General features: G+C 56.4%; 17 protein-coding genes. 3 read left to right on the top strand and 14 right to left on the bottom strand.

Going from position 1 to position 19,841, the window contains the following annotated elements; all coding sequences use genetic code 11:
- Positions 1–15: 15 nt before the first annotated feature.
- Complete coding sequence (locus tag IT893_RS04580; RefSeq protein WP_197146980.1) at positions 16–1,941, top strand: heavy metal translocating P-type ATPase; 1,926 nt, start codon at positions 16–18, stop codon at positions 1,939–1,941.
- 61 nt (positions 1,942–2,002) lie between these two features.
- On the opposite strand, the gene IT893_RS04585 is transcribed toward IT893_RS04580, so the two are convergent.
- The 4 genes from IT893_RS04585 to IT893_RS04600 form a co-directional block, all read right to left on the bottom strand.
- Positions 2,003–3,379 (bottom strand): PepSY domain-containing protein, encoded by a 1,377-nt coding sequence (locus IT893_RS04585; protein WP_197146981.1) that lies wholly within the window; start codon positions 3,377–3,379, stop codon positions 2,003–2,005.
- A 145-nt stretch (positions 3,380–3,524) separates the two neighbouring features.
- Positions 3,525–3,968 (bottom strand): DUF2946 domain-containing protein, encoded by a 444-nt coding sequence (locus IT893_RS04590; RefSeq protein ID WP_252724081.1) that lies wholly within the window; start codon positions 3,966–3,968, stop codon positions 3,525–3,527.
- 57 nt (positions 3,969–4,025) lie between these two features.
- Positions 4,026–5,345 (bottom strand): glycosyltransferase, encoded by a 1,320-nt coding sequence (locus IT893_RS04595; protein ID WP_197146982.1) that lies wholly within the window; start codon positions 5,343–5,345, stop codon positions 4,026–4,028.
- A 43-nt stretch (positions 5,346–5,388) separates the two neighbouring features.
- Positions 5,389–8,172, bottom strand: coding sequence for an ATP-dependent DNA helicase (locus tag IT893_RS04600; protein ID WP_197146983.1), 2,784 nt, complete (start codon positions 8,170–8,172; stop codon positions 5,389–5,391).
- A gap of 101 nt (positions 8,173–8,273) precedes the next feature.
- Here IT893_RS04600 and IT893_RS04605 point away from each other — a divergent pair, with 101 nt between their 5' ends.
- Positions 8,274–9,128, top strand: coding sequence for an AraC family transcriptional regulator (locus tag IT893_RS04605; RefSeq protein ID WP_197146984.1), 855 nt, complete (start codon positions 8,274–8,276; stop codon positions 9,126–9,128).
- 96 nt (positions 9,129–9,224) lie between these two features.
- Here IT893_RS04605 and IT893_RS04610 read toward each other — a convergent pair whose 3' ends face one another.
- From IT893_RS04610 to IT893_RS04635, 6 genes are all read right to left on the bottom strand, one after another.
- On the bottom strand, positions 9,225–9,833 hold the full coding sequence (locus tag IT893_RS04610; protein ID WP_197146985.1) for a LysE family translocator: 609 nt from the start codon (positions 9,831–9,833) through the stop codon (positions 9,225–9,227).
- 194 nt (positions 9,834–10,027) lie between these two features.
- Positions 10,028–10,396, bottom strand: coding sequence for a hypothetical protein (locus IT893_RS04615; protein ID WP_063087745.1), 369 nt, complete (start codon positions 10,394–10,396; stop codon positions 10,028–10,030).
- A 178-nt stretch (positions 10,397–10,574) separates the two neighbouring features.
- Positions 10,575–11,012 (bottom strand): YqaA family protein, encoded by a 438-nt coding sequence (locus tag IT893_RS04620; protein ID WP_197146986.1) that lies wholly within the window; start codon positions 11,010–11,012, stop codon positions 10,575–10,577.
- 30 nt (positions 11,013–11,042) lie between these two features.
- Positions 11,043–11,339, bottom strand: a complete 297-nt coding sequence (locus IT893_RS04625) for a putative quinol monooxygenase (protein WP_197146987.1) — start codon at positions 11,337–11,339, stop codon at positions 11,043–11,045.
- A gap of 448 nt (positions 11,340–11,787) precedes the next feature.
- Positions 11,788–12,213 carry an organic hydroperoxide resistance protein gene (locus tag IT893_RS04630; protein WP_008890243.1) on the bottom strand — a complete coding sequence of 142 codons (426 nt, stop codon included), beginning with the start codon at positions 12,211–12,213 and terminating at the stop codon, positions 11,788–11,790.
- Positions 12,214–12,367: 154 nt separating this feature from the next.
- Positions 12,368–13,426, bottom strand: a complete 1,059-nt coding sequence (locus IT893_RS04635; protein ID WP_197146988.1) for an alpha/beta hydrolase — start codon at positions 13,424–13,426, stop codon at positions 12,368–12,370.
- A 283-nt stretch (positions 13,427–13,709) separates the two neighbouring features.
- Here IT893_RS04635 and IT893_RS04640 point away from each other — a divergent pair, with 283 nt between their 5' ends.
- The gene (locus IT893_RS04640) at positions 13,710–14,168 is read left to right on the top strand and encodes a MarR family winged helix-turn-helix transcriptional regulator (RefSeq protein WP_197146989.1); all 459 of its coding nucleotides are present in this window, start codon (positions 13,710–13,712) and stop codon (positions 14,166–14,168) included.
- 6 nt (positions 14,169–14,174) lie between these two features.
- Here the strand turns inward: IT893_RS04640 and IT893_RS04645 are convergent, their stop codons facing one another.
- The 4 genes from IT893_RS04645 to IT893_RS04660 form a co-directional block, all read right to left on the bottom strand.
- On the bottom strand, positions 14,175–14,612 hold the full coding sequence (locus IT893_RS04645) for a DUF1801 domain-containing protein (RefSeq protein WP_197146990.1): 438 nt from the start codon (positions 14,610–14,612) through the stop codon (positions 14,175–14,177).
- Positions 14,612–15,019 (bottom strand): MAPEG family protein, encoded by a 408-nt coding sequence (locus tag IT893_RS04650; protein WP_064781792.1) that lies wholly within the window; start codon positions 15,017–15,019, stop codon positions 14,612–14,614. Before IT893_RS04650 ends, IT893_RS04645 begins: the two co-directional genes overlap by 1 nt.
- 139 nt (positions 15,020–15,158) lie before the next feature.
- A complete protein-coding gene (locus IT893_RS04655; RefSeq protein WP_197146991.1) occupies positions 15,159–17,234 on the bottom strand; it encodes a methyl-accepting chemotaxis protein in 2,076 nt (691 codons plus the stop codon).
- Positions 17,235–17,397: 163 nt separating this feature from the next.
- A complete protein-coding gene (locus tag IT893_RS04660; protein ID WP_197146992.1) occupies positions 17,398–19,836 on the bottom strand; it encodes an EAL domain-containing protein in 2,439 nt (812 codons plus the stop codon).
- Positions 19,837–19,841 lie beyond the last annotated feature (5 nt).

Below are 19,841 nucleotides of genomic sequence, written 5' to 3' on the forward strand. Positions count from 1 at the left end.
CATAAGGGGTAAGGCATGGCAAACACGCCACCAGTTGGTGTTCTTGAACGGTGTGATGATGCCTTGTCCGCCCCGGGCCTTAACCGCACCATTCTGATCATTACCCTGCTTGCCATGGCGGGGCATTTTATCCTGATGTTTCCTGGGGTGTTTGGTCTACCCGACATGATGCTGGGCCAACGCACCGCAGACCTGCCGCTTTTGGTTTTGTTTTTGCTGGGTGGCATCCCCATTTTGGCGCAGCTTGCAATCAAGCTTTTGCGGCGCGAAATGGGCGCTGATTTTCTGGCCGCTATTGCCTTTGTTACCGGTGTGGTGCTGGCGGAATATCTTGCCGCCAGCCTGATCATTCTGATGCTGACCGGCGGGCAGGTTCTTGAAGGCTTTGCCATGCGCAAGGCGTCGTCGGCCCTGAATGCCCTGGCCAAGCGCATGCCAAGTGTCGCGCATCGCAAATCCTCCGATGGCGAGATTACGGATATCGCGATTGATGAGATCGACATTGGCGATCTGATCGCGGTCTTTCCGCATGAAACTGCGCCCGCCGATGGCATCGTTGTTGATGGCCATGGCAGCATGGATGAAAGCTACCTGACCGGGGAGCCCTATGTGGTTGCCAAGGCACCGGGCACCAATGTGCTGTCGGGCGCGATCAATGGCGAGGCCGTCCTGATCATCCGGGCGGAAAAGCGCGCGCGGGATTCCCGTTATGCCCAGATCATGGATGTCATGGCCGAGGCCGAACAAAAACGCCCGCGCATTCGCCGTCTTGGTGACCAGATCGGCGCGTGGTTTGCCCCGGCAGCGCTTTTGTTTGCGATCTTGGTCGGGTATCTGAGTGACGATTCTTCGCGCTTTCTGGCGGTGCTGGTGGTGGCGACACCCTGTCCGCTTTTGATTGCAATTCCGATCACGGTGATGAGTGCGATTTCAATCGCCGCCCGGCGCGGCATCGTCATCCGCGACCCGACGGTTCTGGAACGCTTGCCTACCTGCCAGACCGCGATTTTCGATAAAACCGGCACGCTGACTTATGGCCGTCCCGAACTGGTGGAGGTGCTGGCCGGGCCCGACATGGACGGCAATCTTGTCTTGCGACTGGCCGCCAGCCTTGAGCGTTATTCCAAACATCCGCTGGCCTCGGCGGTTTTGAATGCCGCGCGCGATCGCAAGCTGCCACTTGATGAGGTTAATCATGCGTCGGAAAAACCGGGGCAGGGGCTCAGCGGGCAGGTCGATGGCCATGAAGTCGCCGTGACCCACCGCAATAAACTGATGAAATCCGACCCCGAGATCGCGGGGCTTTTGCCGGAAACGGCAGCCGGGCTTGAATGCGTGGTGCTGGTGGATGGCAAATATGGCGCGACCTTCCGCTTCCGCGATACCCCGCGCGCAGAGGGCGAAAGCTTCGTCGGGCATCTGGGCGACATCCATCATTTCAACAAGGTGATGTTGCTGTCGGGGGATCGCGAAAGCGAGGTCAGCTACCTTTCCGAACTGCTCGGAATTTCCGAAAGTCTGGCATCACAAAGCCCGGAACAGAAAGTTGCGACCGTCCGCGCAGAAACTGCCAAGGCCCCAACCCTGTTCATGGGCGATGGCATCAACGATGCCCCGGCATTGGCCGTCGCCACGGTCGGGATTGCCTTTGGCAAGGAAAGTGCGGTGACAGCCGATGCCGCCGGTGCCGTGATCCCCGAGGCGTCGTTGGTGACCGTCGACGAGCTCCTTCACATCAGCATGGCGATGCGCCGCATCCTTTTGCAAAGCGTGATTGGTGGCATGGTGCTTTCCATCGTCGCCATGGGGTTTGCCGCGGCTGGCTATATCACGCCAGTTGCGGGGGCGCTATTGCAGGAAGGCATTGATATCATCGCGATCCTCAATGCGCTTCGACTGGCGATCCGGCATAATATTGATGCGGATATTGTCGAGGACTAGAGCGACTGAGATGGAAAGTCGCGGCCCGAATATGTTTGCGGACCGCGACGAAATAGCAGGGTTATGCCGTGCGCAATTTGCGTTGCGGGCGGGCGACCAGCAGGTAATCCAGAAGCCAGATGACAATCATGGATGCGCCAACGGTCGGATAGATGATGCCGCCAATGACAAGGATGGCGGTGACCGTTTTAAGCTTGCCTGTGTCGCGCGGCATCGGCGGGACGCCAAGGGCACCGGCTGGGCGTCGTTTCCACCACATCACACCAGCCGATACCGACATGAAAATGATCAGGGCACAGATCACCAGCAGGATGATCTGATTGGCGATGCCAAATTCCTGACCCATGTGAACATTGATGCCAAATTCCATGATCTTGCCGAACGGCCCGTAATCGGCATAGCCCATATCGATCAGGGGCCTTCCGGAATATTGATCCAAGTGAATGACCCGTTGCAGCGACAGGTCATCGGGATAGATCGACGCCGAATAAACCCCGGTTTCCGAGCGCGGCAGGGCCACGACATATCCCGGTGTGAGCCCCATATCGTTAAAGGTTGCGACGGCCTGATCAATGCCGATGGGGTTCGGCTTTGTCACCGGATTGGCTCCACCATCAACCGATTGCGGCAGCGGAATGTTTTCGTTGATCCAACTTACGTCGCCAAAGGCATCAATCATCGGAATGGTCGACAGCGGCACATCGATCCGAACGCCGGACGGATATCCATTGGGCGTGCCGTTGGCAAACTGGTTGGCATATTTGCCCCAGAACACCGACCAGAACATGCCGGTTCCGGCCATGAAGATAATGAAAACACCAATGAAGATGCCGGTGACGGCATGGGCATCACGCCACCAGATGCGGCGTTTGGGTGTTCCACGCAGGCTGACAACCCCGCCTTTCTGATTGCCGCGCGGCCACCACAAATACATCCCGGTCAAAACCAGAAGGATCGCCCAGCCTGATGCAATTTCAATGATGTAATTCGGGATGGTGCCAAATTCGGCAAGGCTGTGAATGCGCCGGACCACCCACATGATGGTAGTGCGATCGGGCATATGCCCCAGAACGTCACCTGTATAAGGATTAACGTAAACCGCCTCGCGCCCGCCGGCCTCAGTGGCAATGACGATTTCACTGCTGCGATCCGGACTTGCCGGGGGCATGACCTTGGCGGCACTGCCCGGAACGGCAAGAAGGGCCGCGTCAATCTGTTGGCTTATCGGCAGGGGCGCTTGGCCCGATGCCTCAACGAATTTAAGGTCGGCGTGATACCAGTCATCGATTTCATCGCGATAGATGTAAGCCGCCCCCGTGATCGCCATCAGGATCATGAAGGGCAGGATCAGAAGACCGGCATAAAAATGCCAGCGCCAGACAGCGCGATACAGGCTTGTATTCCCCTGTGATGCCGGGGATTTGGAAGTTTCAGTCATGTTTCTTGTCCATGCATGTGCGCAAGGCGTGCGAAGGTGTGTTGGCACGACAAGGGCACAGGTAATTTTGGGAAAAAGCAGATCTGAACGCGCAATTATCCTGTCATGGAACTTGCGGTTTTTTCAGGCGTGCTAAGGCAAATGGTCAAGAAACAGCAGGCGGGGCGCGTGGCGATGGCGCAAGCGCACAGAAAACGTGCTTGCGCGCGGTAATGTGAAGGGCAGCAACTGCGTTGCTAAGTTCGATTGCTTCAAGTTCGGGAAGTTCCGGCGTCACCGGCATGCCAAAGGCATAATTGCCCAAACCGCACAGTGCACATTCAAAGCCATCTGGCGCGTCTGCATTCTGGCCTGGTTCGTCGGGCAGGCCATCGGCGCGGACCAGAACGGTTTTGAAAGTGGATCCGGTGCAAATGACAATCGGAATGCGCACCACCCCATCCATCACCGAGGCCAGCGATGCCCCGTTGGCCTTTGCCATGGGAATATGCATGAAGCCAAACATGATGGTGTTGGCAAGGAAAAACACAGCCACCAGTGCCGAAAGGCCCTGTCTGAACATCAGACTGATCTGGTGTTTGCGTTGCACGTGTTGCGATCCATCAAGCTTTGTCTGGATCGTGTTTATGCCCTTCACCGGGATGTGTCAAAGGCTTCCAGTTTTGGGAAGGTCAGATTGCCCAACCGCGCGCGTGATTTCGGCAATGGCATTCGCGATGCCGTCTTCATCGGCGATCTTGCTTGCGATGCGTTCTGCGTTATTGCGATAGGACGTCGTTTCAAGGACCGTTTTGATCCGACGGGCCAGCATCGCGGCATCAAGTTTTGCGGGCTTGATCGGGCGTGGCGCAACGCCAAGCCTGTGCAGGCGCTTGGCCCAGAAAGGTTGATCACCGAAAAACGGAATGATGATCGACGGGCGACCGGCGCGCAGGGCGGCCGCACAGGTGCCAGCCCCGCCATGATGAATGACGATATCGACCTTCGGGAACAGCCAGTCATGGGGAACCTCGCGCACTGCAAGGATGTTGGAGGGCCAGTCAATGTCACCCATGCCGCCCCAGCCAGTTGCGATGATAGCGCTAACATCGGCCTGCGACACTGCCTTTGCAATCATTTCTGCCATCGCGGTCGGATCATTGCCGGGCATTGATCCAAACCCGATATAGATCAGGTTTTTGTGACTTTCTACAAAGTTTTGTAATGCCGGATCGGGTGGGTTTGTTTGGGTTGTCCCGTCGAGAAACCAGTATCCGGTGACAGTTGCGTGTGTTGGCCAATCTTTGGGGCGACTGATCACGGCGTTGCTAAAGGCATGAATGATGGGCAGCGTGCCGGTCTGGCAGGACTTCACAATGTCTAGATCCTTGGCATTGATCCTGTTTTGACGTCTTGCTGCCCATCTTTGAACTTGGCGACGCAGCGTTGCGTTCAAAACCCGGTAGATAAGCTTGCCGGTCACGCGGTTATACCAGCGCCCCAAGGTATCGCGCAGGCCAAGATCGGGAGTGCCCATATGGAGATAATCGCCGGTCGGGATGAAGGACGGGATCAGTTGCGCCATCACAACCGGGATGCCGAAATGCCTGGCAATCGGCAGCGCGCCAAAGGTTTTGGGATGAAAAACGATGACGTCGGGCTTGCCCTGATCAATGGCGTCGAAAATATCATCAAGCAGCGTGTCCTGAAGGGCGCGCGCCTTTTTGCCGATGGCGAATAACGATGTCAGTTTCGCCAAGGCCGATGCCTTCGGATCAGAGGCATGGGCAAACTGCGGATCATCCATAAGCGCAATCAGCGCATCGGTCAGGGGGGTGAATTCAAGATCATGATCGGTGATAAAACCGGCAAAGCGTTCCGGCGCAGTGAGCGTGACCCGATGCCCCTTTTGGATCAGCCCAGGGCCAAGCGCGACAAAGGGCTGCACATCGCCGCGCGTCCCATAGGTCATCAGCATGACATGCATGGTACGTCCTTTCCGCCGTCACAATTGAGGCCAAAGAAACCGATTAACCTTCTTCGCGATTCCGGTCGCTGCCAAGGAAGCTTCGCGTTTGCTCAATCGCCTCGCGCAGGCCAACACGCTGGACCTCGACATCATCGGGGAAGGCCCCCAGAAGCCGCGATGGCATGCGGTTATCCAGCAACACAAACACACCGCGATCTTCGGCACGCCGCACCAGGCGGCCAAAGGCCTGCTTCATACGAAGCCGTGTGAGCATGTCGTCATAGCGCGCACCGTGGAAAGCGGATTTACGCGCACGGTGCAGGATGTCTGGCCGGGGCCAAGGCACGCGGTCAAAGACGATCAGGCGAAGGCTATCACCCGGCACATCCACCCCGTCACGCACCGCATCGGTGCCGAGCAGACAGGCATCGCGCTCCACCCGGAAAATGTCAATCAGGGTTGAGACATCCATGCCATCGATATGCTGGGCCAGAAGTTGTAAACCTGCTTCATCCATGGGGCCGGTCAGGCGCTCATACACCGCCCGCAGCCGGTTGATCGCGGTAAACAGGCCAAGCGCACCGCCACCCGATGCCAAAAACAGTTCGCGATAGGCCGCCGCAATGTGGTCCGGGTTATCCCGGCCAAGGTCATTGACGATAAAGACGCGGGTTTGTTCGCGGTAGTTATACGGGCTTTTCATCGCCGCCCGGATGGCGGGCAGCGGCATGTGGGCTGCCCCCGTGCGATCCTCGGCCACGGCCCAGTCGAATTCTTCGTCGCCTGTGCCATCCCGCAGGGTCGCGGATGTCACCACCATGCCGTGTGCTGTGGGGGCAAGGGATGTGGTCAGCGGGATGGTCGGGTCAAGGTAATGACGATGCATGCCAACATCAAAGTCGCGGCCAAACTGACGTTCAATCGCAAACCAGTCGACAAAGGTTTTGGGTGTTTCCTCGACCAATGAGGCCAGCATTTCACGCCATGCGCCGACCTGCATGATCGCGCGGCGTTCAAGTGACCTTATGGCGGCATCAAGGCGCTGGCGTTCGGCACTGTCAAGCTCGTCAGCCTTTTCATCAAGCATATGGGCGATGATCTTGATCAGCGACTTGGCCGGTTTTTCCATGGCCTCCAGCGCGCGATCGAGATCCGCTGCACTGGCAAGAACTTCGTTGAGTGCTGGTTTGCAATCGGTCTCGATTGAATAACCACGATCCCCCTCGGCAGACCTTGCCATCACCTGTGCCCGGACATGGGCCAAAAAGACCTCCGCCGGGCCCTTGGCATATTGTGATCCGTCATGAATGCGCGATAGCCAGCCCTGTTCGGGCAGGCATTGCGCGGCGACAATCACCGCATTGACGGCATCACGCAGTTCGTCCCGATCCAGAATAAGCGTTTCAAGCCGTTGCTTGAGGCCGCGTGCGCGCGATGATCCTTTTTGCTCCGCGCCCAGAAGCCAACGCCGAAGTTCCTGCCCCTCCATCCCGGTCAGATGCGATGAAAATGCCTTGTCCGCCGCGTCAAACAAATGATGGCCCTCGTCAAACACGTAACGTGTCGGCATGGAGGCATCATCAAGCCCGCCCAGGGCTGCCTGCACCATGACAAGCGCATGGTTCGCAACTACGATCTCGGCCGAACGGGCGCGGCGTACGGTCTTTTCGACAAAACATTTTGAATAATGCGGGCAGGCGGCATAGATGCACTCGCCGCGCTGATCGGCTAGCGCCCCGGTAAATCTGTTGCCCAGCAATTCGGTCAGCCAGGCCGGGAAATCACCGCCCACCATATCGCCATCACGGGTATGCGATGCCCACCGCGCAATCAGGCCAAGCGGGGTGGCCTGATGTGGTTGTTGATTAAGCGGGCGTTGGGCTTCCTCGAAATTCAGCAGGCAGAAATAGTTTTCCCGTCCCTTGCGCACGACGGCCTTCAGGCGTTTGTCCTTAGGATCGTCATAGAGGCGATCCAATTCCTGATCGATCTGGCGTTGCAGGTTACGGGTATAGGTCGAAATCCACACCGCGCCGTCATTCTTCTGGGCCCACAATGATGCCGGGGCGACATAACCCAATGTCTTGCCGGTCCCCGTTCCGGCCTCGGCCAAAACAATGTTTGGCGCACCATCATGCAGGCGCGGACCAAAGGCCGAACACACCGATGATGCATAATCGGCCTGTTGCGGGCGTTCCTCGGCCCCTTCGCCGAGAAGTTCCTTCAGGCGTTTACGGGCATCCTTGGGATCAACCGGATGGTTGGCTGGTGGCGGGGGCGGGGCATGTTCAGCCCATTCGCCAAGCTTTTTCCAGACTTTAAGGCCCTCATACACCGCATAACGATGGGGGCCATCGCCATCGGCCCCAAGGGCGGCCAAAACCGAAACACCCCACGGCCAATGGCCGCGCGCCATCGGCCATGCAACCGACAGGGCCGGTCCGCGTTTGTTGCGATGAAGGGTGGCGAGTTCCTGCAAAAGCCGTTTCATGGCTTCTGCCAGTGCCTCTGCCTGACCGATCAAGTCATCGGCCGGTTTCTGGCCCGTCGCCAATGCAATGCCGCGCGGGGTCGGCACACAAAACTGTGCCGGACGGACAAAGGCAAACAGTTCCAGCAGGTCATGGGCCGGAAACGGATCGGATTTCAGGCGCCTCGCGCAGGCCGGGGTATGAACCAGAATGGGGCGTGATGACCGGGCACGTTTGGCCGCCGCCCCGTGCGGGAGTTCCTCGATCTCGCCATCGGGCGATAAAAACACGGCATGACGCAATCCAACGACCATGACAGGTGCGTTGGGCGGCATGAAACGCGGTTGGGACTCTTCGGAACGATCATCGAACATTTGGGGCACTATAAGCAGACAGCGACAGTGGCGCCACCGGGGAAATTGACCTATCTTCGAATTTATAAAGCAAACACCCAAACACAAGAAGACGGACCACAATGGCAGCCCCCAATACCCGCAATCAGCATTTCTGGCGCGACGATGCGATGCCGTTTGTCGAATTGCGGCGTGTGGCGGACGGGCATCAGGTCTGCTATGAACGCCACAGCCACGATACCTTTTCCATCGGAACGGTGAAGGGCGGTTACAGTACCTATTGGAACCGGGGCAAAACCCATGAAACGCAGGCAGGCTCAGTGGTGATCCTCAACCCCGAGGATGTGCATGGCTGCAACCCGGTCAAGGGTGCGGATTGGGTTTATGACATGCTATTTGTTGATCCGGACTGGCTTACCGATTTGCAGATTGAACTGGATGCCGATGCAGCCGGAAAGTTTGCGATGTTTTCCGATACGCTCAGCCATGATCCGCATCTTTATGATGGTTTGATTGATCTGGCCGATATGCTGGCCAATCCGGATGTCGATATTCTTGGCAAGGAAACGGCACTGGTATCGTTCTTTGGCGATCTGCATGTGCAGCTTGACCGGCGCGGTGTGTTGGCGGGAAAAGATCGTGCCACCGGTGCGGTCCATGATCGCAAGATGGCCCGGGCGGGCGAGTATATCCGCGCCCATTATGCCGAAAATATCAGTCTGGATGATCTGGCTGCACTGGTTGGCTATTCCCGGTCCTATCTGGTGCGGGCGTTTAAAAAGAGTTTTGGCATGACGCCTTATGCCTATCTGATCAATTGCCGGGTGCAGCGCGCGCGCCATGCGCTTCGGCGTGGGGAGAAGATCGTGGATGTCGCGCTTGAAACCGGCTTTGCCGATCAGGCGCATTTCCAACGCATCTTCAAACGCCTGATGGCGGCAACCCCACGGCAATATGCCCGGGCTCAGGCGGCGTGATTTGGGTGCTGTGGATGCCCGCCGTCGCGGGCATGACGAGGAAGGCTTAACTATGTCGTCATTCCCGCGCAGACGGGAATCCCTCGCCGCAAGTGTTCATCCGAAAACCAGATAGGCGGCACTGGCGATCAGCAACACCGCCATCGCCCGGTTGAACGCGCGAATACGGTATGGCTCGCCCAGGAAACGCGACAGGAACGCGCCGGCATAGGCCCAGCACGCGACCGAGGCAAAGCAGATGACAAAGTAGATGGCGGTGAATTCCCAGATCAGGGTTGGCGCGCCGGACGCGGCATAGGCGCCCATCCCGGCGATGGAGGCCAACCAGGCCTTTGGGTTGAGCCATTGCATGACGGCCCCGGTGATCGCCTTTGGCCCGGATTGGGCATCACCCCTGCCCAGCTCACCATCTGACGTTGCCAGTTTCCAGGCCATGAACAGCAAAAACGCCACGCCAGCCCACTGAATGACGGTGGTCAGTTGCGGGAAGGCTTCAAGCATTTCATGCAGCCCCAGCCCGATCAAAAGCAGCAAAAGGCAAAATCCCGCCGTCGCGCCAAAGACAAGGCGAAGGGACGGGCGAAAGCCATATTGCACACCAGAACTCAGCACCAGAATATTGACCGGTCCCGGTGTGATGGAGGCGGCCAAGGCAAAGGCAGCCATGGAAAGATGCAGGCTGAGTGTGGCGCTAAAGCCGGACATCTTGGTGTTCCTCGCACGGTGTTTTTTGTTGTTGATCAACATGCGCTGTCTGGCGGCGCGTTTATTGAACAAAATTGACCTGCGCGAGGGTGATTTCGGCTTTGGGCATAAAAAACGCAACCGGATGTGGAGCCGGTTGCGTTGCGTGCTGTCGATATCCGTGTTCCGGTTGGTGTGCCGGAACCGGTGTCAGATCAGCTTGCCGTCAGATCCATCAGAAGCGATGCACAGCGCTGAGCGATCTCGTTGTTGGGTTCGTCACTGCCCGGCATGGTTGCCCAGCCTTTTGCAATCACGAAATCGTCGCGCTTGTAAGAGCTTTCAGCCTTGAGGGCCGTAAGTTCCGCCGTCTGATTGTTGGGCGAAAGCATTTTGAACTGGGCGACACATACCGGTGCCATTGCCGAGATCGTTGCTTCCTTGCCGCTTGCATCGGCCATTTCCTGCGCAGTGCCACCAGACACCACCGAGCCGGTGCTAAAACCGACAATGGTGATCAGTGCGGCGCCGATAATGCCGCCCCAAATTCCGGGCTTTGTCCATGCAGGGATTTCGATAGCCATAAATAAAATTCCTTTTAATCAGGCCGTGAAAAGTATTTTTCGCGGCTCTGTTAGATCAAAGGAAAACATTGATGATGTAATATTACAATTGATTTATTTTTAAATATTTAAATAAAAGGTGAATTTTTTGAAGGGGAGTGGTTTTATTTTTCGATATTTCGAAGAATTATTTCGTGTTTCAACCGGAAAACATGTTCGATAAACCAGTTGCCCCACCGGCAATCATGGCATAGCGCGCCGCCTTGCCAATGGTCACCAGAATGATGAAGGGCAGAAGGCGCACCCGCATGACCCCGGCAAACAGGGTCAGCGGATCACCAATAATCGGAAGCCATGAAAGCAGTAAAGACCACAGCCCGTATTTGCCAAACCAGCGCGATGCACGATCCAGTGCCTCGGCGGAGACGGGGAACCAGCGCTTGTGCTTGAAATGCTCGGCATAAAGGCCAAGCCACCAGTTGATGAGCGATCCCAGAACATTCCCGACCGTGGCGACCAGCACCAACAACCATATGGCATGATCGCCAGACGCAATGAGGGCTGCCAACGCCGCCTCGGACGTGCCGGGCAGGATGGTTGCGGATGTCAGGGCGGAGAAGAAAAGGGCGAAAAGCACGTGTAAAAGCCAGTCAGATCAAGTCAGGCGTTATGATTTGAGGCTGAATTTACGGACTTCAAGCGGCTGTGCAAGCACTTCATCCTTGCTCTCGGCAAAGGCTTTTAGGTAGGGCATCTCGAAATGCCGGGCGAGGTCTTCTTCCGAGCGCCATGTTTCATAGGCCAACCAGAGGGCAGGATCGTCATTTGACTGGTGCATATCATAGCTGATGCAGCCTTCCTCGGCGCGCGATGGTTCGACCAATGCCAAAAGCCGTTTGCCAAGTTCGTCTTCCATGCCGGGTTTGGCGCGTGCGGTGGCAACAACGGTAAGCTGCTTGGACATTTCGGTTTCCTGTCATTTTGATTGTTTGGCTTTTGGCTAGGCTCAGGACCTATTAATTTGGTTCGAATGGTTAACCGGATTTGTGCGGATACGCGAAGTAAAACCGCGGGAAGATATACATCTTTCAAGGTTTTACGACAAAGTAGCCCGTGCAAATCCGGTTAATCCGAAGGACAGAGGTTATATTTGCAAACTCCTGCGTCAAATCCCTTGGCCGGGATGCCAGCCCGACCTGCGGGCTTTTCCTTGGATTTCACAAATATAACCTCTGCCATTCAAATCAAATTAATAGGTCCTGAGCCTAGATCATCACCAACCACAGTGCAGGACAAATGTTTGTTTCACAAGCAGGCAGAGAACAGAAAAAGGCCCGGTGCGGGGGACACCGGGCCTGGAATTGCTGGTCAGCAAGTTTGGGGGGAGCTGACCAGCAGGGGGGAGACGAAAACTAGGCGATGGTCGTGGTGACATCGACATTGCCGCGAATTGCGTTGGAATAGGGGCAAATGGTGTGCGCTGTTTCCACAAGCTTCTCGGCATCCGCCTTGTCGAGACCCGGCAGCGATACAGTGAGTTCGACAGCGATACCAAAGCCGCCTGCTTCGCGCGGACCGATACCGACTTCGGCCGAAACCCCGACGTCATTTGGCACCTTGATCTTGGTCTGGCCGCTGGCAGCCTTCATGGCGCCGATAAAGCAGGCCGAGTAGCCCATGGCAAAAAGCTGTTCCGGGTTATGACCGTCACCGCCAGCACCGCCGAGTTCCTTTGGCGTGGACAGCTTGACATCAAGCGATCCATCGTCAGTCGAGGCGCGGCCATCGCGGCCACCGGTTGCAGAAGCGAGTGCGGTGTATTTGACATCAACAGACATGGTTTTCATCCTTTGTTTGAACATTGGTTCGGTTGGTGATTACCCGGCTGTTAGGGACCAAGATCCTTCATATGTCGCCGGGGGCGGGCAGGTGCAACCGCACCTACCCGAAAGAGTGTTAAAGTTTGGGGACAATTCCCCTGTATTCGTCGTGTTATTCGCCGTGCAGGGCGGTGTGGAGATACTGACCGGCCTGGGCAATTGCGCCTTTGGCAGCCGGGGTATCGGCAAGGGCATTGAGCATGACAAAGTCATGGATCGTGCCGTTGTAACGCGTGACGGTGACATCAACGCCAGCCTGGCTCAGTTTGCGGGCATATGCCTCGCCTTCATCCCGCAGCACATCGTTTTCCGCAGTAATCACAAGTGCCGGGGCCTGACCGGCAAGCTGATCGGCACTTGCATGGATCGGTGTGATTTTCGGGTCAGTACGATCAACGCCTTCGGGCAGGTACTGGTTCCAGAACCATTCCATCGCAGGCTCGGTCAACCACGGGCCGTTGGCAAATTCGGTATAGGATCCGTTATCAAAATCGGCATCCGTCACCGGATAGAACAGAACCTGTGCGGTGATTTCCGGACCTTTGCGTTCCTGGGCCAGAAGCGAGACCACAGCGGTCATGTTGCCCCCGACACTGTCACCGGCAATTGCCAGACGGGTCGGATCGATATTGAGTTGTTCACCATGTTCAGCAACATATTTGGTAACGGCGTAATCCTGCTCAATCGCGATCGGATAGCGTGCCTCGGGGGAGCGTTCGTAATCCACAAACACCAGGGCGGCATTGGCACGAACGGCGAGTTCACGGACCAGACGATCATGGGTGCCGGTATCGCCCATCACCCAGCCTGCGCCATGGAAATAAACAATCACAGGAAGGCGATGAGTATTGCCCGCCGGGCGGATGATGCGGACCTTGGTGGCGCCTGTTGGGCCAACACCAAAGACCGTGTCAGTGATATCAACGGCCGGTTTGGCTACTTCGCCGGACTGTGCGCCAGCCAGAACGTTGCGGGCCTCAGCCGGGGTCAGGGTGTAGATGGCCGGGCCGCCGGACGCGGAAAGGACATCAATGAATTCCTGGGTGGTGTTTTCAAGAACCGGCTCTGCGAAGGCTGCGGTGCTGGTCAGGGAGGTCGACAATGCCAGTGCGCCAGTGAAGAGTGCGCCAGAGAAGACAGCAGCAGCAACTTTTGAATTGAATGGGCTCATGGGTCTGATCCTTTAAATGGGCCGTCCGTGATGTTTGATGGGCGGCGTTGCGTTTTGTTGAATTATGTATCGCATGCAATTAAATCGTGCACGATATAAAAATGAGAAACCCAGCCATGCAATAAAATCGCTTGTTATTTAATCGCGCGCGATTTAATTTACTTGGCTTTGAAAATTTCAGACCCAGGATGTTTCGAGAAGACAGACATCGCCGGTGGGTATGGAAGTCGCAGATTTCTGCGCAATGCGATGTCTTGTTGCCCTACATTAAAGGACCAGACCAATGGACAATTCATCCAAAGATGATCTGCTTCAGCTCGAAAAGTTTCTGTGCTTTTCGATCTATTCAGCCGGTCATGCCTTTAACCGGGTCTATAAGCCGCTGCTGGATAATCTGGGGCTGACCTATCCGCAATATCTGGTGATGGTGACCCTGTGGCAGGAAGATAACCAGTCTGTGCGGAGCATTGGCTCGAAGCTCTATCTGGAATCAAGTACGCTGACACCGTTGCTCAAACGTCTTGAAGCCAACGGCCTTGTCAGCCGTAAGCGCGATCCGGAGGACGAGCGATCCGTGCGCGTCAGCTTGACGGACGCCGGTAAGGACCTGCGGAACAAGGCAGAAGAAGTCCCGCCCTGCATTCTTGACGCCACCGGACTTGATATCGAGACCGCCAAACGCCTGAACCGTGATTTGCGGACCATGCGCGATCAGATGGAGGCTGGCGGTCAGAAGGTTTGAACGCGGTTAGTTCGCCTGCTGTTTGAGATCTTGTTTCCGGTCCCGGTGATAGGTCAGCGCCCAGCCAAGCGCGGTCTTGATCGCCGGTTCAGGCAGGGGACGATCCAGCGGCAGGATAATGGCGCGGTTGCCCTCGGTCGCCAGATCGGCCGAGAGCAGGCTGCGCGTCCGGTCAATCAGGTCGGTCTTACAATCAAAAAAGATCATGACCTGATCGGGTGTTTTGGCTTTCCAGTCGGCACGAATGGTAATGCCCGATCCGGATTTGGGCCGCCAGGCCGGTTCGCCCCATTTCAGGCTTTCGGTGATCGGGCCAACCCCGTCAATTTCGCCCGCCAGTTCAAGGATCCAGCCCCGGATCGACATCAATGCCCGCCGGGCATGCGCCGGGCAGGCGTTGAATTTTGCCGCGACATCCGGGCTTGCGAAATCCCGAGACCCCATCACATGCCCGCAGCGCTCAGATTGCCAAAGGACTGGATCAGAAGCCAGACACCGCAGATCGCAAGGGTGATGTGCTGCATGACCATGGCCGGTGCGATGATGCGTTTCGATCGGGTCAGGGTGCCAATGGCATGTAAAATCCGGCTTGCGATCAGAATGGCAGCCACAATCCAGATGATGGTCGATGTTGCCAGGATCGCCTCGATGGCAAGGATCAGCAGAATGCAAAGCGGGGCATTTTCAACGAAATTGCCATGCGCGCGAATGCGCCGGCGCAGCGTGGTGTCATCACCATCCCCGCTTAGCACATTAAGCTGGGCGCGCCGGATCGAAACCATCAGGCTGAGCACGGTCAGCATCAAAACAAAAACGGCGGTGATAAAGATGGTTACGGGCAGCGGCAGCATGTCAGTATTCCCGGCTTGTGAAGGGGATTGTGAAAGTGTTTTCGAATTCAATCACTGAACGCAGTTTGGATCAAACAAAAGGACGACACCAATCATGGTGCCGTCCGAAGTGTCATGGGTCGAAAGGTACTTTTTCGCCCTAGATGTTGCGCAGGCGATCAAGGAAGTTTTTGACCTGTGCGTCAAGATTGCGGGCTTCTTCGGCCAGTTGGGTCGCCCCGGCCTGAACGTTCGAGGCCGCTTCGCCGGTTTCCTGGGACGTGTTGCGAACAATCCCGATAGAGGACGAAACTTCGTTGGTGCCAGCAGCCGCCTGTTGAACGTTACTTGAAATTTCGGCGGTGGCAGCCCCTTGTTCCTCGACCGCGGACGCGATGGCGGTGGCGATTTCGTTGATGTTGGAAATGGTTTCGGTCACCCGTTCAATCGCGCCAACGGTATTTTGCGTCTCGGACTGGATGGAGCCAATCTGTTGGGCGATGTCTTCGGTCGCCTTGGCGGTCTGGTTGGCCAGGTTTTTGACTTCCTGTGCGACCACGGCAAAGCCTTTGCCAGCCTCGCCCGCACGGGCCGCCTCGATGGTGGCGTTCAGTGCGAGAAGGTTGGTCTGGGCGGCAATGTCATTGATCAGGTTAACCACTTCGCCAATGCGGTCGGCCGCCTCGGCCAGGCCGGTGACCATGGCGTTGGCACGTGAAGCTTCCTCGACAGCAGTGTTGGAGATGTCAGATGACTTTGCCACCTGGGAGCTGATTTCCTGAATGGAGGCAGACAGTTCCTCGGTCGCAGACGCCACGGTCTGGACGTTGGCACTTGCCTCGTCCGCGGCGGCGGCAACAACAACAGCCTGTTCGGAGCTTTCATCGGCAGCACGGCGCATTTGCCGGGACACTTGTTCCATGTTTCCGGCCTTGTCAGACACGTTGACAACGATGGAGCCGACCGATTTTTCAAACTCGTCAGCCATTTGCAAGCGCGTGCGATTGCGTTCGTCGCTGGCGCGCTGTTCGGCTTGAAGCTTTTCACGTTCGGCCATCTGCATGCGGGCGGAGGCCTCCTTGAAGGCTTCAAGCGCCTTGGCAATTGCCCCTATCTCGTCATCGCGTTTGAGATAGGGCACCGTAATGTCAAACTCACCCTTCTGGAGGTTGTCAATCACACTGGTCACCCGCGTCATCGGGCGCGCAACAAGGGTTCTGGTCGACAAAAGAACCACGGCAATGACAATCGCCAACAGGATGACACCGCCGATCAGGGTGATATTGCGCAGATTGTCTGCCGGGGCAAAGACGGTCGCCAGCGGCACATTGACCACAACGCCCCATTTGTTGGGGTATCCGGCAATCTCGACCGGGACAATCATGTGCATGGTTGTATCATCATCAATCCGCATCGGATCGCCCGATTGCATGGTTTTTAGGATGGCGGCATGGATCGGGTTGTTGCCATCAAGGGTGGTGCCACGGAGTTCCGGGTCTTCGTGGGCAACCCAGGTGCCTTGGGCGGAGACAAGATTGACCGTACCAGTGCCAAACGGTGTCAATTCGGCAAAGCGTTCTGACAGGGCATTGAGTTCAAGATCAACGCCCAGCACTCCCAGAAAATCACCGTTCGGGTTCTGCACCGGATAGACAAAGGATGTCAGAACAACGTCACGGCCCTGAATGTCATAGGTGATGGCGTCGGTGACATAGGGCTGATTGGTGTCACGCGGTGCCGTGTAATATTCATTGATCTCTGGATTATCGAGACCGGTCAGGTGATAGGGGGTAATGCCGTCACCGAAATTGTAATAATAGGTGACGTATTTGCCGCTGCCGTCGCCGAATGGCTCGCCCTCGTTTACGTAGTCGGCATCCTTGCCATCAAGTGCATCGGTTTCAAAGCCCGCCCATGCGCCGGCAAGTGTCGGATTGTCGATCAGTGTCCGACTGAGAATTTCGTTATATGCCGCGCGATCAACGCCGCCTTTTTCGCGGATCGCACGAAAGGCCCCGGCCAGGTTTTTTGCGACCAACATCCCGCCATTCAGAACACTACCAGCCTGCTCTGCGTGATAGTTTGCAACCCCACGTGCTTCGCCGACGGTCAGTTCCTCGGTGGTCTGGCTTGTTTGAACGGTTTGAAGAGATATACCTGCAATCAGGCAGAGCGCGATGGTTACTGCACTGACAAGAGTCAGCTTCGCGCCAAGGGACAGGGACGAAAAGTTCATACAGTCATCCTTCCGACCTATGCTTTCGTTTGAAAGATCGCAATTGAGTAATAGGCCAGCCAAGTCAATGGCTTGGCAGTGCAATAAGGCACGACATATTAGGCGATTACTCTAAGGTATAATATTTGGAAAGGGAAGCTGTCTGAATATGTAGTTTTTGTTATTAAAATCGTTTGGTTTTTCCGATTGTCGGCGCAAACACTTCCTCGGCGGGGACAGGTTTGCCAAACAGGAATCCTTGCAGCTTGATGCCCGGCACGTCGCGCAGGAAGTCATACTGCGCCTTGGTTTCAACGCCTTCCGCTGTGACCGACAGGCCAAGTGCACCCGCCATTGCCAGCATTGCGTTGATCAGGGCCACGTCATCACTGTTGCCCGGTACCCCGCTTACAAAGGCACGATCGATCTTGATGCGACTGATCGGCAGGCTTTTGATCGACCGAAGGCACGAATAGCCGGTGCCGAAATCGTCAATCGCCAATGAAACGCCGACTTCCCGCAGGTCGTGCAGGGTCCGGATCATGCTGATTTCGTCCTGGATCATGCTTTCGGTGACTTCGATTTCAAGATCCTCGGCCGGGAGGCCGGAAATCGCCAGTTCATGGGCGATGCTGTCGGCAAAACCGGGCTGTTGCATCTGGCGGACCGACACATTAACGGCCATGCGAAGTTTCTGGCCATATTCATCCTGCCAGCGACGGGCCTGGTGGCACGCTTCGCGGATCACCCAGCTGCCGATTTCAAGAATGAGGCCGCTTTTCTCGGCAATCGGGATGATTTCATGTGGCCCGACAAGCCCGTGGACCGGATGTTTCCAACGCAGCAATGCTTCGACACCGACCATGTCGCCGGTTTTGCCATCAATCTGTGGCTGGTAATGCAAAACCAGTTCTTCGTTTTCAAGCCCGCGGCGCAATTCAAGGGAGCGCGTCATGTAATGGGCTGCATTGGCCGTCATTTCCGGCTCATAGAGGGCAAAGGTCCTGCGTCCGCGATCCTTGGCCGCATACATCGCGGTATCGGCAAGCCGGATCAGATCGTGTGATGATCGGCCATGCACTGGATAGAGTGAAATACCCAAACTTGCCCCGATATTCATTTCGTGGCCACGGATATAGAACGGGCGTTGCAGTTCCTGAATGATCTTTTGCGCCAGATTGGCGGCCGCGGTTTCGTTGGGGATGTTTTCGCGAATGATCAGGAATTCATCGCCGCCCAGCCGGGATATCGTGTCGGTGCGTTCGGTAATACCCTTGATCCGGGTTGCGGCAATCAGAATGACCTGATCGCCAGCGGCATGGCCAAGTGTGTCATTGATCGTCTTGAAATCATCAATATCAAGAAACAGGCAGGCGACCATCATGCCGCTGGGTTCGCAACGTTCGATCGCGCGGTTCAGGCGGTCAGTGGCAAGCAGCCGGTTGGGCAGGCTGGTTAATCCGTCATATTGGGCGAGGTAATGCAATTCCTGTTCGGCCTGCCGGATGGCGGTCCGGTCAGAGACGATCATCACATAGTGGGTCAGCTCGTGCTCTTCGTTTTCGACGGCAATAACCTGCAGGGACAGCGATATCGGGCCACGACTGGCGTTGTGGGTATCAAGATCGCGATGCCATTGGCGGCGGGCACCCGGCCCGGAAAACAATTCCTGAAAGAACTCGGCAGGATGTTCATTGGCAGAAAGGAAATAGGGCGGCTTTTGCAGCGTGTTTTCTTCGGTCTCGCCCGTGATCCGGTAATAGGCGTTGTTGGCGTTGGTAACATTGAGGTCCGGATCAAGAATAAGAATGCCGTCCTGGGTGGTTTCAAACACCGTCATGGCTTCGCGGAGCTTGTCCTGGGTCAGGCGCTGATCGGTGATGTCTTGCATCATGCCGATGATGCGTTGTGACCCTTTGCGATCATCGCCAAAGGACTTGCCGCGGGCTCGCAGCCAGCGATAGTTCTGATCCTTGTCCAGACTGCGAAAGACAACGTCATAAAAATCGCCATGGGCAACCGCATAGGCAAAGGCCTTGCGTACCATGTCGCGGTCTTCTGTTGCGACCCGTTCAAGAAAGGCATCCCAGCTTTCGGTGACGATTTCGGCATTCTGATTAAGATCGGCATTGCCAAGCCCGGTGGAGTGCATTTGCCGGGTCAGGACATCAATTTCCCAGCAACTCATCTGTGCCGCCGTCATGGCAAGCGACAGCCGGTGTTGGCTTTCCGACAAGGCCAGTTCGGCTGTGCGGCGTTCCAGGGCCATCTGGATCGTGGCATGCAGTTCGCGATCCGAAAACGGTTTGATCAGATAGCCATAGGGACGGGTTTTTTGCGCACGCGCCAGTGTCGCGTCTTCTGAGTGGGCCGAAAGATAGATGACCGGGATCATCAGGTGCGGCGGGATGCCGGCCGCCGTTTCAATGCCATCAATGTCGCCTTCGATGCGAATATCCATCAGGATGATGTCAGGTGGATCCTCATTGATGGCCGCAAGCGCGTCACTGCCACGGGTATGTGCGCTGGTGCGCTGGTAGCCCAGCTTTTCTAGCTGCTTGCGCAAATGAAGGGCGATAACACGTTCGTCCTCGACAATCATGACATGGACTGAATGTGGCATCCCGA

Source organism: Thalassospira sp. A40-3, assembly GCF_015871485.1.
Lineage (GTDB): Bacteria > Pseudomonadota > Alphaproteobacteria > Rhodospirillales > Thalassospiraceae > Thalassospira > Thalassospira tepidiphila.

Bases quoted from the DNA above. Each gene is read 5' to 3' on its own strand.
- IT893_RS04580 (WP_197146980.1), top strand. From the start codon at position 16: ATGGCAAACACGCCACCAGTTGGTGTTCTTGAACGGTGTGATGATGCC.
- IT893_RS04585 (WP_197146981.1), bottom strand. From the start codon at position 3,379: ATGACTGAAACTTCCAAATCCCCGGCATCACAGGGGAATACAAGCCTG.
- IT893_RS04595 (WP_197146982.1), bottom strand. From the start codon at position 5,345: ATGCATGTCATGCTGATGACCTATGGGACGCGCGGCGATGTGCAGCCC.
- IT893_RS04600 (WP_197146983.1), bottom strand. From the start codon at position 8,172: ATGTTCGATGATCGTTCCGAAGAGTCCCAACCGCGTTTCATGCCGCCC.
- IT893_RS04605 (WP_197146984.1), top strand. From the start codon at position 8,274: ATGGCAGCCCCCAATACCCGCAATCAGCATTTCTGGCGCGACGATGCG.
- IT893_RS04610 (WP_197146985.1), bottom strand. From the start codon at position 9,833: ATGTCCGGCTTTAGCGCCACACTCAGCCTGCATCTTTCCATGGCTGCC.
- IT893_RS04615 (WP_063087745.1), bottom strand. From the start codon at position 10,396: ATGGCTATCGAAATCCCTGCATGGACAAAGCCCGGAATTTGGGGCGGC.
- IT893_RS04625 (WP_197146987.1), bottom strand. From the start codon at position 11,339: ATGTCCAAGCAGCTTACCGTTGTTGCCACCGCACGCGCCAAACCCGGC.
- IT893_RS04630 (WP_008890243.1), bottom strand. From the start codon at position 12,213: ATGTCTGTTGATGTCAAATACACCGCACTCGCTTCTGCAACCGGTGGC.
- IT893_RS04635 (WP_197146988.1), bottom strand. From the start codon at position 13,426: ATGAGCCCATTCAATTCAAAAGTTGCTGCTGCTGTCTTCTCTGGCGCA.
- IT893_RS04640 (WP_197146989.1), top strand. From the start codon at position 13,710: ATGGACAATTCATCCAAAGATGATCTGCTTCAGCTCGAAAAGTTTCTG.
- IT893_RS04645 (WP_197146990.1), bottom strand. From the start codon at position 14,612: ATGGGGTCTCGGGATTTCGCAAGCCCGGATGTCGCGGCAAAATTCAAC.
- IT893_RS04650 (WP_064781792.1), bottom strand. From the start codon at position 15,019: ATGCTGCCGCTGCCCGTAACCATCTTTATCACCGCCGTTTTTGTTTTG.
- IT893_RS04655 (WP_197146991.1), bottom strand. From the start codon at position 17,234: ATGAACTTTTCGTCCCTGTCCCTTGGCGCGAAGCTGACTCTTGTCAGT.
- IT893_RS04660 (WP_197146992.1), bottom strand. From the start codon at position 19,836: ATGCCACATTCAGTCCATGTCATGATTGTCGAGGACGAACGTGTTATC.